Source organism: Bacillus sp. FSL L8-0654 (assembly GCF_038629965.1).
Taxonomy (GTDB): Bacteria; Bacillota; Bacilli; order Bacillales; family Bacillaceae; genus Bacillus; species Bacillus safensis.
The window spans coordinates 2,374,312-2,391,262 of record NZ_CP152026.1 but is presented as its reverse complement, the minus strand read 5'-3'; the positions used below and the strand labels follow the sequence as shown (position 1 = coordinate 2,391,262).

General features: G+C 36.1%; 17 protein-coding genes. All 17 read left to right on the top strand.

The window, feature by feature from the left end; translation table 11 throughout:
* Positions 1-111 precede the first annotated feature (111 nt).
* The 17 genes from MHH65_RS12335 to hxlB all read left to right on the top strand — a co-directional run bounded on the left by MHH65_RS12335 (position 112) and on the right by hxlB (position 16,873).
* Entirely contained in the window at positions 112-7,116 is a 7,005-nt protein-coding gene (locus tag MHH65_RS12335) for a DNRLRE domain-containing protein (protein ID WP_098676978.1), read from the top strand.
* Between the two features lie 12 nt (positions 7,117-7,128).
* The gene (locus MHH65_RS12330; RefSeq protein WP_098676977.1) at positions 7,129-7,977 is read left to right on the top strand and encodes a hypothetical protein; all 849 of its coding nucleotides are present in this window, start codon (positions 7,129-7,131) and stop codon (positions 7,975-7,977) included.
* Positions 7,978-8,061: 84 nt separating this feature from the next.
* A complete protein-coding gene (locus tag MHH65_RS12325) occupies positions 8,062-8,505 on the top strand; it encodes a hypothetical protein (protein WP_255290961.1) in 444 nt (147 codons plus the stop codon).
* Positions 8,506-8,667: 162 nt separating this feature from the next.
* Entirely contained in the window at positions 8,668-9,327 is a 660-nt protein-coding gene (locus tag MHH65_RS12320) for a hypothetical protein (protein WP_098676976.1), read from the top strand.
* Between the two features lie 69 nt (positions 9,328-9,396).
* Positions 9,397-9,753 (top strand): hypothetical protein, encoded by a 357-nt coding sequence (locus tag MHH65_RS12315; protein ID WP_255290960.1) that lies wholly within the window; start codon positions 9,397-9,399, stop codon positions 9,751-9,753.
* Positions 9,746-10,156 carry a hypothetical protein gene (locus tag MHH65_RS12310; protein ID WP_255290959.1) on the top strand — a complete coding sequence of 137 codons (411 nt, stop codon included), beginning with the start codon at positions 9,746-9,748 and terminating at the stop codon, positions 10,154-10,156. The genes MHH65_RS12315 and MHH65_RS12310 overlap by 8 nt, the downstream gene beginning before the upstream one ends.
* A 57-nt stretch (positions 10,157-10,213) precedes the next feature.
* Positions 10,214-10,390: a DNA-binding protein gene (locus MHH65_RS12305; protein WP_255290958.1), complete on the top strand. Its 177-nt coding sequence runs from the start codon at positions 10,214-10,216 to the stop codon at positions 10,388-10,390.
* Between the two features lie 356 nt (positions 10,391-10,746).
* Positions 10,747-11,205, top strand: coding sequence for a hypothetical protein (locus MHH65_RS12300; protein ID WP_098676975.1), 459 nt, complete (start codon positions 10,747-10,749; stop codon positions 11,203-11,205).
* Positions 11,206-11,240: 35 nt separating this feature from the next.
* Entirely contained in the window at positions 11,241-11,870 is a 630-nt protein-coding gene (locus MHH65_RS12295; RefSeq protein ID WP_098676974.1) for a hypothetical protein, read from the top strand.
* A 43-nt stretch (positions 11,871-11,913) separates the two neighbouring features.
* Positions 11,914-12,519 (top strand): hypothetical protein, encoded by a 606-nt coding sequence (locus tag MHH65_RS12290; RefSeq protein ID WP_098676973.1) that lies wholly within the window; start codon positions 11,914-11,916, stop codon positions 12,517-12,519.
* Positions 12,520-12,681: 162 nt separating this feature from the next.
* Positions 12,682-13,158, top strand: coding sequence for a hypothetical protein (locus MHH65_RS12285; protein ID WP_098676972.1), 477 nt, complete (start codon positions 12,682-12,684; stop codon positions 13,156-13,158).
* A 191-nt stretch (positions 13,159-13,349) separates the two neighbouring features.
* Positions 13,350-13,697, top strand: a complete 348-nt coding sequence (locus MHH65_RS12280; RefSeq protein ID WP_098676971.1) for a YxiJ family protein — start codon at positions 13,350-13,352, stop codon at positions 13,695-13,697.
* 18 nt (positions 13,698-13,715) lie between these two features.
* The gene (locus MHH65_RS12275; protein WP_098676970.1) at positions 13,716-14,090 is read left to right on the top strand and encodes a hypothetical protein; all 375 of its coding nucleotides are present in this window, start codon (positions 13,716-13,718) and stop codon (positions 14,088-14,090) included.
* Between the two features lie 55 nt (positions 14,091-14,145).
* Positions 14,146-15,015 (top strand): alpha/beta hydrolase, encoded by an 870-nt coding sequence (locus tag MHH65_RS12270; protein WP_098676969.1) that lies wholly within the window; start codon positions 14,146-14,148, stop codon positions 15,013-15,015.
* A gap of 76 nt (positions 15,016-15,091) precedes the next feature.
* A complete protein-coding gene (locus MHH65_RS12265) occupies positions 15,092-15,448 on the top strand; it encodes a winged helix-turn-helix transcriptional regulator (protein WP_029708013.1) in 357 nt (118 codons plus the stop codon).
* Positions 15,449-15,686: 238 nt separating this feature from the next.
* A complete protein-coding gene (hxlA, locus tag MHH65_RS12260) occupies positions 15,687-16,319 on the top strand; it encodes a 3-hexulose-6-phosphate synthase (RefSeq protein ID WP_098676968.1) in 633 nt (210 codons plus the stop codon).
* On the top strand, positions 16,316-16,873 hold the full coding sequence (gene hxlB, locus MHH65_RS12255) for a 6-phospho-3-hexuloisomerase (RefSeq protein WP_098676967.1): 558 nt from the start codon (positions 16,316-16,318) through the stop codon (positions 16,871-16,873). Before hxlA ends, hxlB begins: the two co-directional genes overlap by 4 nt.
* Positions 16,874-16,951: the final 78 nt, after the last annotated feature.

The window sequence follows — 16,951 nt, the reverse complement described above, 5'->3', positions numbered from 1 at the left end:
AGTTTGAAAGAATGATATATTTATAGAAATATATTGAAGTATCATTTCAAATGCATTATTATATATGGCGTAATGTTACAAATGTTACAAATATATGATAAGGAGATTAATATGAATCTAAAAAGAAAAGTAAAATGGAAAAGGAATATCGCGGCACTATTAGCCTTTGTGATGCTTTTATCAATGTTTCCTTCTGATATTTTTGCAGAAGAACATGACGAAAATACAAAATCAAGTCATAATCGCTTAGAAGAATTAGATGATTCAAAAGCCCTAGAAATGGCAGGCATTGACGAAGATGAAATTGGAAAAGACGGAGAAGTTCTTTCAGAAAGAACAGAAAACAGTAAGCTTTTTTATGAAGGAGAGGGTGTATTTACACAAGAGGTATATCCTGACCCTATTCATATAAAAGATGCATCAGACGCTGAGTGGGAGGATATCTCTCCTGAATTAAAGACGATCTCGAAAAAAGAAATAGAGACAGAAAATGCAAGATTAGAATCAACTTTTCAAAAGCAAATGAAACAAGGACTATATGCTACATTTGAACACAAGAAGCATCAAATTGAATTTTCAATTTTAAAAGCTTCAGGGAAAAACAAATCAGAAATCAATTCCAAGGATACCTCAGCACAATTTAAAGAGAACACCAATGAGCTTACATATGAAGAGGTATTTCCAAATATAGATTTACGATCATTTACCTTTAATGAAAACATCAAAGAAGATATTGTACTCAATCGATATGATGGCTACAATTCTTTTACATTTAAAATAAAAACAGATCTAACTGGGGAAATTGAGGAAGACGGTTCTATTACATTTTATGATCAGAAAAAGCGGACCATTTTTCAAGTCCCAAAACCATTTATGACCGATTCCAATTTAGATGAAAAGTCAGGTGAAGTGGCTCGCTCAGAAGATGTGAGTTTTAAACTAGAAAAAGAAGACGATGGTTATTTACTTCGTGTGACAGCAGATGAAAAATGGCTCAAAGATCCTGAACGAGTTTATCCTGTGTCTATCGATCCTTCGACTTCTTTGTCTGTGTCAGCAGACACATTTATCATGAGTGCATACCCAACAACAAATTATTCATCCTCTACGCAAAAATGGGATGCTAAACTTAAAAGTTATGTACTGAAAACAGGTTATTATGATAAAACAACTGGGACTAACTATGCGTTTATGAAGTTTAATTCATTCAAGCCAATTCAAAATATGAATGTAACGAAAGCAACGCTCAAAACGTATGTTGCTCATTCATATTACGGGACGAAAGTTACTGGTCTCTGGCTGGATACAGTCAATGCTAACTATGATCATACAAAGCTAACATGGAACAATAAACCAAGCTCAAAAAACATCGGTAAAGCCAATGTATATAAAGGACAATGGGCGACCTATGATGTGACATCGACCATCAAAGCTTGGAATAGTGGAACAGCTAACTATGGATTTAAATTACATGCAAATGGAAATGGGCAAGACCATTGGAAAAAAATAATCTCATCAACAAACTCAACTAATAAACCAGTCATTGAAGTAACATATACAATTCCACAGGCAAATGCACCGACTGTAAAAGGTTTTAGTAATGGGAATGGTACAGGTTACTTAAATTTAAGTTGGGAAAAGGTGTCTGGCGCAAAAGGCTACAAAGTGTGGCTATACAACGGAAAAGAGTATGAAGCCATTTCAGTTGGAAATGTAGCATCATGGAGTACAAAAGGAAAGAATATATGGCCAACAGCGAGTGAGATAGCAGCAAAAAAATATAAACTCCATTTAGATGGGAAAGGTGGCACTGAATTAGCAGTTGATCCTTCTCCAGTTTACAAAAATTCAGGCGGCAATTATGCGACAAGTAAAAATTATTGGGTAGCTGTAAGTGCGATTTTTGACCAAGGTGAAGGCGCAATGTCAGCAAAAGTAAAACCTGTCGTGCCGAATGTTGCTAGAGCAAAAGCACCTAGTACAAAAGGATTCAATAATAATAACGCAACTGGTTACTTTGATCTTTCTTGGAATTCGGTTTCCGGTGCAACCGGTTATAAAATACAAATGTTTAATGGGAAAAGCTATGAGACATTGGATCTTGGGAATCAAACATCATGGTCAACAAAAGGGAAAAAAGTATGGCCGACAGCTGCTGAGATCAAAGCAGGTAAATATGCATTGCACCTCCAAGATGGAAAAGGTGCGGAGCTTCCAATTCATCCAGGTGCGACTTACAAAAATGCTGGAGGAGATGCGGCTCAAAAACACTATTCCTTCAGAGTGATTGCCTACAATAAAGATGGAGAAGCCATTGCTTCACCGCCAGCTGGACCAACTTTACCTGATTTATCTAGACCGAAAGCTTTATCTGGATATGCTTATACCAATACAAAAGAGAGCCAAACAGGTTATATCAATTTACATTGGGACAAAGTGAAAAATGCAAAAGGGTATAAAATTAACATTTATAATGGTAAGGCATATCAATCATTTGATGTGGGTGATGTCGATCATTGGACAACACAAAACAAGAATATTTGGCCAACTCCTGATGAAATTAAAAGTGGGAAATATGTGCTTCATACAGATAGTAAGGGCGGGGAATTAGCGCTAGACCCATCACCAGTATATGAAAATGCGAATGGAAATTATAAAGGACGTAAGAACTACTCCTTTACCCTTTCCGCCTATGATGCAAATGGAGAAACCATTCCGACACCAGCCTTTAACCCGACATTCCATGAAGGGGCCGAATTCCTTGGAACAGAGGATTACTGGTCGATTATTGATATACCAGACGGTCAGCTTAATGGTGCAACTGGGAATGTCATTGTCAGCGAAGAAGAAATGTCAATTGATGGAAGAGGGCCAGGACTTGGAATTGGTCGCACGTACAACAGTCTAGATGCAGCTGACCATTTGTTTGGTCAAGGGTGGTACGCAGATGTAGAAACTAGTATTACGCCAACAAAAGAAGGTGCCATCTATATTGATGAGGATGCCACAACTCATGTTTTTACAAAAAAAGCAGATGGTACGTACCAACCACCAACAGGTATTTTCCTTGAATTAACGGAATCAAATGATGAATACATGTTAAAAACGAAGGATCAAACCTTTGCGCACTTTAGTAAAAACGGTGGGAAGATCACTAAGGTTGTAGATGGACATAAAAATACAACGACATATAAATATAACGAAAACAATCAGCTCACATCAATGGAAGATGCGTCTGGCCGAAAAATAACAATGGAATATGATGAAGATGGTCATATCATCTCCGTTCAAGGACCAAAAGGGAAAAAGCTTTCATATGAGTATGATGCAGGCTTACTAGTGAAAGTCATTGACCCAGATGGAACGAGCATCTCATATGAATACGATAAAGAAGGCAGATTGATTAAACAATTCTCTCAAAACAGCACAGAAGATCAGCCTGTTTTTACAGAATACCAATATGAAAATCACCGTTTAGTTAAGGCAATCAATGCCAAAAAAGAAACCTTTGAGTATGCATATGATATGTCTAAAAAGACACTCATGATGACGCAGCCAAACGGTCGAAAAATACAGTATACGTATAACGAAGCAGCCAATCCAATTCAAGTTGTAGATGATGCGGAAGGTTTGAAGATTACGACCAAAACCAAATATGAAGGAAATCAAATTGTTGAAGAAGCTGACCCGAATGATGTAGAAAAAGGGAAAGCTACAGAAAGCTATTCTTATGATAAGAATGGTAATGTTATTCAAGCAAAAGATGCTTATGGTACAGAAACCTATGAGTATAACAAAAACAATGATGTCACTAAAGTGAAAGATACAGAAGGAGATATCACAGATATCGCCTATGATGGATTAGATGCTGTATCTGAAACGGATCAAAGTGGAAATATGTCTTCAGCAAGTATTTATGATTCTTACGGGAATTTGATACAAACGAGTAAAGAACTTGCTGCAGGCGCGAGTATTTTGAAAAATGGCAGTTTTGAAGATACGCTAACTGGCTGGAAGCTTACAGCATCTAAGGATGACGGGAAATTAGCGCAAATAGCTGGGAAAAGTGGTGCGTTATCGGGAGGCCGAGTATTAGAGATCAGTTCACAATCGACAACTGAAGGAACAGAACTTGGCTATTCTTCTGCTACTCAAGAAGTGACACTAGATCCAAATACGACGTATACACTGAGTGGGAAAATAAAGACAGATCTAACGAAAGCAAGAGCATTTTTTAACATCGATTTAAGAGATACAAACAACAAGCGAATTCAATGGATCAGCAACGGCTACAGCACATTATCAGGCAAAAACGATTGGACAAAACGCCAAGTCACGTTTACGACGCCATCCCATGCAGGCAAAGCTGTGATCTATATGGAAGTGGATCATCGAGATAAGGCTGGAAAAGGAAAAGCCTGGTTCGATGAAATTCAGCTAGAAAAAGGCGAAGTTTCATCAAGTTATAATCCAGTCAAAAATAATTCTTTTACGGATAAAACAACAAGCTGGAGCGGAACAGGTGGTTCATTAGATAATGAAGAAGGCTTTAACGATGACGTTTCGTTAAAAATGACCAGAACATCTTCATCTCAAGCGAATGCCATCTATAAACAATCTGTCCCGATTGAACAAAGTGCAAATGATCAATCTGTGTATGTCACATTGACTGGGATGTCTAAGGCTGAAAATGTCAAAGCTTCAAATGAAAATGACTACTCACTTCAAGCGTCCGTTACGTATACAGATGGCACAACAGGAACGTTTAATGCGAAATTCCCAACCGGTACACAGGAGTGGAACCGAGCGGCGGTTGTCATACCAAAAACAAAACCATTGAAAAAAGTCGATGTACAGATCGTTTTCCAAAAAAGCGCGACTGGAACGGTTTGGTTTGACGATATCCGTCTAGTAGAAGGTAGTCTTTTAACGAGAACGACTTACGACGGAAAAGGGAACTATGCAGTTAAAGAAGAGGATGAGCTTGGTTACTCATCTCAATCTGCCTACGACGAAACAGGCAATAAGCTTTCTGAAACAGATGCGAAAGACGAAAAAACAACATTCGAATACGACCAGGCCGATCAGCTGAAGAAGATCACTTTATCTAACGGTACATCCATTGTGAGAACCTATGATAAAGAGGGCAATGAACGGTCGAAAACCATTCGTGCTGATTCAGATCAGACGTATCAATTTGAATACGACCTGATGGGCAAATTGACAAAAACCATTGATCCATTAGGAAATGTGTTGAAAAGTGAATATGATGCAAATAGCAACTTAATCAAAACCATTTCTGCAAATGGACATGAAGTGTCTCTCACGTATGATGGAACAGACCGAGTGAAATCCAAGTCATACAATGGGACAGAAAAATATAACTTTAGCTATGATAAAAACGGAAACGAAACAACGGTTGTCAACAAAGAACAAAACACAACCAAAAATCGAACGTTTGACCAACAAAACCGCATCACAAAGTTAACAGAGCGTGGCAGCAGCCAAACTTGGACGTATCCAACCGATTCAGATAAACTGAAATCCTTTGAATGGACACACGGAAATCAAAAAGGGACGAACCAATTCAGTTATAATAAGCTTGATCAAATGACGCAGATGAAGGATTCGAGTTCTACGTATTCGTTTGATTATGATGAAAACGGAAATGTCCAGTCCTTTATTACAGGTAACGGCAGTGGTGCTAGCTTTGCTTATGATGAGCGCAATTTAATCAATGATTTGCATATTGGAACAAACCAAGGCACAACGATCTTAAACGAAGCTTATGAATATGATCAAAATGGAAACAGAATAACGGTTGATCAAGGAAGCAACGGGAAGATTCGTTATGAGTATGGAAAATTAGATCAATTGATCAAAGAAACTCATCCAGATGGCACGGTCATTGAGTACACATATGATGGGTTTGGAAACAGAAAAACCGTCACGACTGACAAAAATGGCACTAAAAAAACAATCAACGCATCATTCAACATCATGAACCAACTGACAAAGGTAAATGATGAGACTTTAACTTATGACAAAAATGGCAACCGAACGTCTGACGGGCAATTCCTTTATGAATGGGATGCAGAAGATAACATAACGGCTATCACAAAAAAAGGGGAAGACAAGCCATTTGTCACTTACAAATATGATGAGCGTGGATATAGAATTCAAAAAACAGTGAATGGAAAAGTCACCAATTACTTTTATGACGGCGACAGCCTGAATGTTTTATACGAAACAGATGGAGACAACGAAGTCACAAAAGCATACACATACGGTGAGAGTGGACAACTCCTTGCATTCACGCAAAATGGAAACAAATATTTCTATCACTACAATGCACACGGTGATGTCATAGCCATCACAAATAGTGCAGGAAAAATCGTTGCTGAGTACGAATACGATACATGGGGCGTTCCAACTAAAGTAAAAGAAGATGAAGAAGTAAAAGGAAACCCATATCGCTATGCAGGTTACCGCTTTGACGAAGAAACAGGATTGTACTATTTAATCGCACGCTACTATGAACCAAGAAACGGCGTATTCCTATCACTTGACCCAGACCCAGGAAGCGATGGAGAAGCACTAGATCAAAACGGATATACCTATGGAAACAACAACCCAGTCATGAATGTGGACCCAGACGGCCATTGGGTATGGTTTGTTGTCAATGCAGGATTTGCGGTATATGATGGATACAAAGCACATAAATCAGGAAAAGATTGGAAAGGTGTGGCAGTTGCAACCGTATCAGGATTTTTGGGTGGTGGAAAGTTAAAGGGAGCGAAAAGAGCTTATAATTTTGCGAAAAGTAGCGGGAAACGAAAAGTAAAAAGTGTTGATTGGGATCATATTAAATCAGGTCATTCTGCAAAATCTAAAAAGAAAAATAAGGGAAAATTTAGAAGTAATAAAACATTAAAAAGAACTACACGGGATACCTTGAGGACTGGAAAGCCTAGAGCTGGGAATAAACCTGGATCAATAGTTTATGAGAAAACTTATAAAAAACATGTTGGTGTCAATGGGAAAGGAAAAAAAACAAAGAGAGTTAGAGTGGTAGTCCAAAAAGATGGTACTCTAAGAACAAGCTTTCCATATTAGGAGTTGAGATTATTGATAAGTAAAATAACTACAGAAAAAGTAATTGATTTTCCAAAAGAAGATTTAATTTATTTTAATGTTGGAAGAGATGAGAAAATATATATGGTATTTCTTATTGATGATCAACTAATACTTCAAGTAGTCAAGGATCATAGTATTATAATGAATAAATCATTAAATGAACTTGATTCTGATAGCTATATTTATTTAATACAAGAAATAAACGATACCATTGTCATTGTGTTTGAACAAGAATATATATGTAAAATAAATTTTTTAGATTTAAAACAAAATAATATGGTAGAAATATGTTCTTTTTTACTAAGTGTTAATACACTTCATCTGGATGAAAACGGATTATTATGGATTGGTATGTCAGAAGAGGGGATATTTGATGAATTAAATCCTAAGGGTAAAGGAATTTACTGTATTAACTTAATTATAGGAGAAATGTTATTTGAGGAAGAATTTAAAGGGATAATGTATGAATGTTCTTCAATACAAACTCTAGGTTCAGAACTATACACTAGCTATGAAGAAGAGCAAACAATTGTTATTTCAACTTTTTCTTACGATTTAAACCCTGAAAATCAGTCATGTCAAAAAAAGAAAATGTACCACCTAGATAGAAAAGATTACAGGTACTGTGACCAACTATATGTTTCTGAGAGTCAAATCTTGTTATTTAATAATATGGAAAATAAACAGTATGCTTTTAAAATAGTTGACGATGAAACGTTTATAATGAAATTATTTTTAGATGGGATTGATCCTTCACAGTGTGATCCTACTTACAAAGTAGTTGGAGAATATCTTTATATTTTGGTAGAAAATAAGCTATATAGAAGTAAATTATTGTAGTAGTAAGAATGTCATGAATTACTTTTAGTATTAGATATAAAACCCTCTCTAGGAATTAGGGAGGGTTTTATACTGGAGGAAAAGTTGAAGAAAGTTAAATTAAACACGATGACCAAAGGATCTATCGCAAATATCGAAAAAGAAATAACAAATACCGCACTGAATCTAGTGAATGAAAAACAAGCAAAATTTAAAGATTTAGTTTTAACGATCAAAGCTGAATTTGGACGATTCGTATATGGGAAAAAATCTAGAGGGAGAGAAATTCAAGTCTCAGATTGTTTTACAGCAGGTTATTATTCATCCATATATTTTTCAGTAAATTATCTAAATGGCGAAGAGTTTCATGATGGTGAAGAAGGGGATCAAGGTTATTTTATAGATCATCTCGATATATGGATTTGTGTATCGAATAATCTCGTGAGCAAAAAAGGATATTTAATAGCATTTGAAAATGAATCAGATTTGCGGAGAATGTTTATACCATTAATTGATGAATTGAAGCAACAGAAATTCTTCAAATCCTAGGGAGCTAGAATTTTTTTCAACCGGTCATATCAATTAAATATAAAGAGAGAAAGGGTGTTTCGATGGGAACGAGATAGAATTTTTGTGTTTAAGAAAGCAAAAAAGGAAAAAGAATGAGCAAATATGGATCAACAGGTCATTTAATAAGGAGGAAAATAAGAGGTGTATTTAAAGTATATACAATTAATGTCAGATGAAGGTAGAGGAATATTAGCTAGCCAATCCCTTTGTATAACTGAAATGTTTTTATGGGAATTAGGGAAAAGAATTCAAACAAAGGATTGTGAGGCTATTGTTTTTATATGTGGATCTTTTAAAGACTACAAATTAATTAGTACCTCAAAAGAAGAACCTAACATGTTATTTTTAAAAAATACGTATGAGCTAGAAGTACCCTTTTGTTACAGTGAATTTGAACATGCAATAAATAAGAAAAAGATCTTAGCTGATACTTTAGAAAAAGCGATGCTCTATCTGTGTGAATTAAAAAGCTGGGACAGTCAGCTAGTCAAAGTGGCATTTCAAAAAATGAAAGAAAAGGAATATAAAGCGGAAATAAAAGGAAAACAAACAAAATTAAGTCCTGATAAAACAAAGAAAGCATATCCTCTGATTGAATTAGATTTAAAGCAGTTTACTCTTTATCTTGTAGTTGAAGACAATAAAAGAAATATCTTAGATAAAAAATTAATTGCTGAAACCGATACCTACTTAGAAGACATTTCGTATCACATGAGAGAGCTTAAATGGTTAACGGATAATGAAGTGGCACTTTTCAAACGTGCAAATAAAACAGTTTACACAAGTATACGGTTATCATAATAAAGCAAAATGAGACTAGCATATTACTTGTCGAAATCTAGAAAACATAAATAAGGAGTGTGCTTTCAAATGGGTTTTTGGGAAGAAGAACATAAGAAAAAGAATATCATGATTGGTGATGATGGATTAGATATTTTTGAAGAAGCGATCGAACAATTTTATGAAATGACTGAGGAACATTTGGAAAGAAAGCCAACGATTGATGAGATGCTTTTGACAATCATGACAGTCCTAAACAATGGAGGCAGTCACTATTTTGATGATTTAAATGAGAAAGAAGTAACGGATATTAAAGTAACAACTAAAAAAGCAAAAACTTTAGGTAAAATAGAACCGGGAGCTATTATTGAACTCCCATTAAAAGAAGTTGGAAAATTGAGCTATGCTTTGATCATTTCAGGTGAGGGAAGAAATCAATATGAATGAAATTTTAATCCAATACTATGATTTGTTTGTTGATGAAAGAATTGAAAAAAGAGAGTTAAAACAATTGATGAAAAAAGAGAATGGGCTATTTGTTGCAAGTACAGGTTTGACAGGCTTTTTAAGTGGTTCATGGAAAGTCATCACAAAAATAAATAAAGATTTTATAAAAGAAGAGGATCTTCAAAATCTGAAATTCGTGACATATAGAGATGAAAATTATTACGTAAGCGAGGGAAAAGAAGGTTCCATTGCACCTGTTATGGACTTAGAGGTTGCTGACCCAAAAACGGCTAAAATGATATTTAACCCGATTGGTATACTTGGTGAATACACTATTTTAAGCATTCTTTCTTTATATTTTAAAGGGATGTCAATGGAGGATATTATCAAATATAAAATATAAGCAGTTTACAGCGTGAAGTAAGTTTTGAGAAAAACTTATATAGGAATGGTGTAATTAATGGACGAACCAAAAATGCTAGACTGTTTACATAAAATACGAAAAGTCTTAAAGGGGATGATCACCAGAGAACAAGTTTCTGATTGGGCTGAAAATTACGTTTCTGCAGACGATCCAGAAATAGATGATGATCAAGTTTGGGATATGTTGGTTCTTTTGAGTGGAATTGATTTGTAAGATTCATCTAATTCTTACTTACATTCTGTAGATGATTTGAATGACTGGTTAGAAAAATACAAATAGTTCCTATAGATCACCTTGTTATTTTCTTATGGTTGAGCCTCAATCTAAATAAAAGGAGTGAATTTTATGCCTGAAACAGTAATCGCAATTCCATGATTTTGGTCACATCATTTAAAAGAACTTGAAGAATTGAATGATTATATATTTGTTAAATCGAATCATACATAAACTAACTGGAACTTATTACGACCTTGAAGTAGTTGATCATATTGATCAGTTAAGCGAGACTTTCCTTCCAAAAGAACTTCAATTTAGAAAAACTTAAACAAATAAATAAGCATCAAACATGCTTGTATATCATTGGGATGACTGAATCCTTAGAAGAAATAAACGCTCTTGTACAATTTACTACGGATTTACTAAAGATTGATGGCATTGCAATAAAAGTTGAATCATCAGGTCGTTCTTTTATGAAGAAGTCATGGCTAAGTTTAATTGAAGAGTTCAACACTTATCAATATATGACTTCTATTGTTCAAGAAAGTGATGTTGTGTATGTCACCAGTGGTTTTCAACAATTTGGAGAGCCTGAAATGATGTTTGAAGGGTTTCATGCTGACGAAATAGAGCTGCACTTTTTAAATTGGATAAACAAATCTATTCAAGAAAAAAGAGAAACTTTAGAAGAAAAGGTTATCTATGATGAAGGCCAGCAATTAAAGTTAGATCTTATTGAATATGATTTTTATCCTGAATATGATTTGTTTTACAATCCATATGGAGTCGTCGTATTCAAGAGGAAGAATTAAAAAACTATTAGTTCAACAAGAGTGGAGGTAGTTGTTTGAAACGGCTTGAAGACTTATTTATTCGTTCAGAAAAAGAATTCAAATCCTATCATAATTTAGTGGACAATGTGTTTGACCAAAATAAAACGCTGCCACAACAAGTCTTCTGTAAGAATTTTGATTGTTTTTTGTTTCAAGAGTTTGATTGGGCATTGAGTGATGATATTTTACCAACAATAAAAGAGTTATCAAATGTTACACTAGATAGAGAATTTTTGACTGCAGTCCTTCAACCAGATCCAACCGAATACTATTTGAAGGAATTTGGTTATTATAATTGGCTGAAAACGAGTGTGAACATTTCAAATGAGGACTATGTAAATGCACTATGGACGCACCCAAAAGGTTCCATAGCGGATGATATAATCACGAATTCGAACATAGTGGTCTGGTTATCTCATTCTTTACAGTGGGCGATTTGGGGAGATAGAGATATGGAAATTTGTATCATAGGTATGGTGTCAACAAAAGATTCTGTGAAAAATAGGTTATTAAAAGAAGAGTGGAAGCCACTAAACCACCCTGTTTTAGCAAATTGGCTAGAACTAATATTGAAGGATCAAAAAACATTTAATGACTATTTCACTCAAATGCTATCTCATTATGCGTCATGTTACAAGCAATGATGACTGATGATAGACTCACCCAAAGATATGAAAGGAGCATAAAGTGAAAAATTTGTTTATATCCGATCCAAAAGAATTTGAACATGTTCAATCGTTTATACATACGCTCGTTCACAGTACAAAGACATTCCCTGATCAAGTGTTGAAAACAAAAACACCTTATTACTTATTCGAAGAGTTTCATTGGTTGTTATCAGACGATAGCTGGGAGACACTAAGAGATTTAGCTTTGAGCCACAGAGATAAATATATACTAATGGCAGTATTAGATGAGCAGAAGACGATGGATGATTATTATCATGATTTTGGTTATTATCCTTGGGTGAAAATCCCGTTAAACCTCACACCAAGTGATTACCTTGATCTCTTAACGGATTATCCGATAGAGAGTGTAAATGATAGCATGATGGATATTGCTTCACGTGTGGTATGGTTTTCCCCTTCTGCGAAATGGATCATTTATGGCGAAAGAGGTTATGAAATAGGAGTATTAGCGATTCATCAATTAGAACATATGAATAAACAATTGTTAAAAACGTGGAGAACTTTAGATGAGGTTGTATTAGGTTGGATTTCAGTTGTATTTCCGAATCAAAAACTTCCTGATGATTTTAAAAAAGAACTGATTCGAAATTATAAAACTAAATAATAAATTTTACATATATCTACATGTTCTGTGTATTTCAAGATAAGGTTATTCATTGTAAATATAAACACAAATACTGACTGGAAATTATGGTCAGACTTTGATACTGTAGAATATTTTTAAATTAGTAGTCTAATGTTTTAAATTGATGAGGTGGAGCAAGTAATGAGAATCGTATTAGCAAAAGAAATAGATTTATTCGAAGCAAATGAGTTAATAAAGAAAATCAATTTAAACGTAGAAGACTACAACTGGGTCATAAGCGATGTGACACTCACAATGCTTCATGATCGTAAAAATCAATTCCATTCAGAAGTAATGCCAGATTATACGGATTTTTTATTTCTGAAAGGTGAACATTTCAAAAAATTCTTAAATGACTATTCTTATTCATTTATATTCGCTGTTTTGACCGCATTGCCTCGTCATGTAGATCATTTGAATATCAGTTCAATACCTCAAATTGAAGATAATGAACGATATTGGAACATGAATTATACACCCGTTATTCCTCAAGCTGTGTTTGAAATCGGTTTTTTTGATTCGACAGATGTTATTTTTACAGGAGATCAGAAAATCTTAAGCGTATTTCGAAAAAAAGCGGACTTTATATCATTTGAAGAATATATACAAACTCCGTGACATGATTCGTTAGGAGAATGAATGTGATGTTTAGTAGTTTAGAAAGATGAATCTAATGCAGTTACCATCCTCATGGGATATGGCATTTGAACAATGAAATACTTGAAGAATCTGATGCAAATGCAAATTTTCTATTTAACATAAAAGTCTAAATGAGAATTGAGAAACAATGAGAGAAAGGGGAAAGGTCCATGAAGTTCAGCCAAGATAAACAAGGCTTAATCAATGATTTGAAGCAGCGCTATCAATACTTGTTAGATTCCACTTATCCAGATGATATCGTCTCTTTTGAAGAAGAAACTGGTATGCCCTCAGATGATTTTTATTTATTTTTTTCACTTGTTGCAGGCAGTTTGAGTTATGTGGTTGTTCATAAACGAATACCGAAAAAACAGTTAAACGTGTTACGTCAGTCATTTGGAGAGCAATCCCCTCAAATCAAATCGTTTCAACATATCCTTGAATCGTATCCTTTATTGCATTCCTACGTTCAATACCATGAAGAAACAAGAAAACGAATCATTGCATTTATACAATAACGTCTTGGAGGACAAACAATGACATGGTTTCTTGATGGAAAAATCCAGAAGCAAATCCCTGATTTCGATATCAGTCATCTAAAGCAAATCAATGAATTCCACTACTTTAAAGAGTATAATGAACATTACGACTTGATCAATTGTATTGTTCTGCACATCCCATATGAATCCCCGAATCTACAAGCAGACATTCATCTGAAATTCACCAATGTCTCTTCTGTTCAAATCAAAGATTTGGAGTTAACAAACGATGACTATCTTTTCTTGGACATTCAGCTTTTAGATAGGGGATGGGAAAATTTGAATTACTTTGTCGAAGACTTTGAAGAACAATATTTTTCTTTTTATTGTGAAACGGTTCAAGTCATACAAGTAATATCAAATGAATCGTGATAGTCTGCCAACATATGCCCAAATATACTTCCCCATCCCAACATAGAAAGGTGCAATGACATTGAATCGAATCATGAAATGGCTCTCATTTGCGGCGGTCATCGCTGGTTTATTGGTATGCGCATTCTTTGTGTTCCGTTTCAACCAGCCTAAGCCGACAACCAATATCCATTATGCAGACACACAAAACAAACAGCAAACACTCGATATGTATATGCCAAAGGGCAAAGATGAAGACAAAAAGAAGAAGCATCCTGTGATGATCTATCTCCATGGCGGCGGCTGGACAGGTGGCGATAAGAATAGAGTCGCTTCAAAGGCTGATTATTTTACTGGTCAAGGGTATGTGTTTGTTTCAATGAATTACAGGCTTCACCCTGATGCCAACTATGAGCAGATGGCAGATGATACAGCAAACGCCATTAAATGGGTCAAGGATCATGCGGATGAATATCAAATCGATTCATCAAAAATCAACGTCATGGGTCACTCAGCGGGCGGTCATTTGACGGCGCTGGTTGCTACAGATTCGACTTACTTAAAACGTGTGGGGCTGTCGCCAAAATCGATCAATTCCATTGTTGTTCTAGACGGACCGTTAAACCTCAATCAATTTATACAAGCCATCCCATCGTATAAAAAAGTCTTTGGCAAACAAGAGAAAAATTGGACAAAGGCATCACCTGTCACTTATATGAATCAAGCGAATGTACCTCCTGTCTATTTGGTCACGGGCTGGGAAAATCCTGAGGTGTACCGATTTGCAGAAAAACTGAACCATGATAAAGGCTCTCGGTTTGTTTTTCGGGTTCATACGTTAAGCCATAGTGATCTGAACAAATGGTTTGGATCAGACAGAGCGCCAAAAGAAGCACAAAAAATGACAGAGGCTGTGATGGCTTTTGTCAAAAAACAAAATCAATAACGAAGACCGTATGCTTGGCTATTCATTTTGCCGCAGTATATGATAAAGCGTAAATGGTTTGAAATTAAAGGAGTGTATGTTGTTGTCATCACGAATGGAAAATAAAGTGTTCAATTGCGAAAAAGAGCTGACGCTGAATATTATCGGCGGTAAGTGGAAAATGCTGATTTTATGGCACCTTGGCAGAGAAGGGACAAAACGTTTTGGTGAGTTAAAGTCGTTAATGCCTGGGATTACGCAAAGAATGCTTGTCAATCAGCTAAGAGAATTAGAGGAAGATCACATTGTGCACCGGGAGGTTTATCCTGTCGTCCCGCCAAAGGTTGAGTATTCTCTCACAGAACTAGGAGAAAGCTTAATGCCGATTTTAGAGGCGATGTATGATTGGGGAAAACAATATCTCGACAGCAATTTTTTAAAGGATGATAAATAAAGATGACCGATTGTAGGCAAAGGGCTAAAATAACTTTATTTTAGCTCTTTGTCTTTACGCTGAGATACTGGCCAAAAGACAGTATCTTTTTTGTAACCATATGCGGAAAAGTATAGTATGTAAAAAAAAAGTGCGTACTTGGATTGCGTCCATCCTGTTGTTATACTCATTTCATCGTTCAAGAAGCCCTATCCACGGAGCTCTTGAAGATGAGATGAAAAAACGGGAGTGAACGTTCATGAAATTACAATTAGCATTAGATTTAGTGAATATACCAGAGGCAATTGAGCTGATCAAAGAAGTAGAAGCATCCATTGATGTGGTCGAAATTGGGACACCTGTTGTGATTAACGAAGGGCTTCGTGCTGTAAAAGAAGTCAAGAAGGCTTTTCCGAATTTACGTGTACTCGCTGATCTGAAGATTATGGATGCTGCCGGCTATGAAGTGCAGCAGGCATCCGAAGCAGGAGCAGATATCGTCACCATTCTTGCAGCGGCAGAAGATATGTCCATTCAAGGAGCGGTGAAAGAAGCGAAAGCAAGAGGAAAACAAATTTTAGTTGATATGATTGGCATCAAAGATATCGCAGGCCGGGCAAAAGAGCTGGATGCGCTTGGAGTCGATTATATTTGTGTGCATACAGGCTATGACCTGCAAGCGGTTGGTCAAAACTCATTTGCTGACCTTATGACAATTAAACAAGTCGTCAAGCAGGCAAAAACAGCGATTGCAGGCGGAATTAAGCTTGATACGTTACCTGAAGTCGTGAAATTAAACCCGGATTTAATCATTGTCGGCGGCGGTATCGCAAGCCAGGACAATAAAGCAGAAGTAGCGGCACAAATGAAGCAGATGATCGCACAATCATGAAGACCAGCGACTATGTGAAGGCCATTTTAAATGAGCTTTCTGAGCATTCGCCAGCCATTCAAGACGAACAAGCAGAGCGCCTGGTCACAAGTATTTTATCTGCACAAAAAGTCTTTGTGGCAGGTGCAGGCAGGTCTGGTTTGATGGGAAAATCGTTTGCGATGAGACTTACGCATATTGGCGTCAAGGCTTATGTCATTGGAGAAACGAATACGCCTTCTTTTACCAAAAAGGATCTCTTGATTGTGGGGAGCGGCTCTGGTCGCACAGAGTCTTTGCTTGTCCTTGCAAAAAAGGCAAAAGCAATTGGCGGAAAAGTGGCAGCTTTCACGCTTTCAACTGAGTCACCAATAGCTGATCTAGCAGATGAAGTCCTCTTACTGTCGGGTGCACCGAAGGATCAACAGGAAGGAAGCCATCATACCATTCAGCCAATGGGTTCACTATTTGAGCAGCTGCTTCTTTTGACTTACGATGGGGTCATTTTGCGGTTAATGGAAATGAAAGAGCTCGATACACATACAATGTACGGTCACCATGCAAATTTAGAATAGTCATTTTCAACGCCTTTCCTTTCTTAGAAGGAGAGGCTTTTTCATTTCAATCAAGCCCAGAATCTTGACATAACCGAT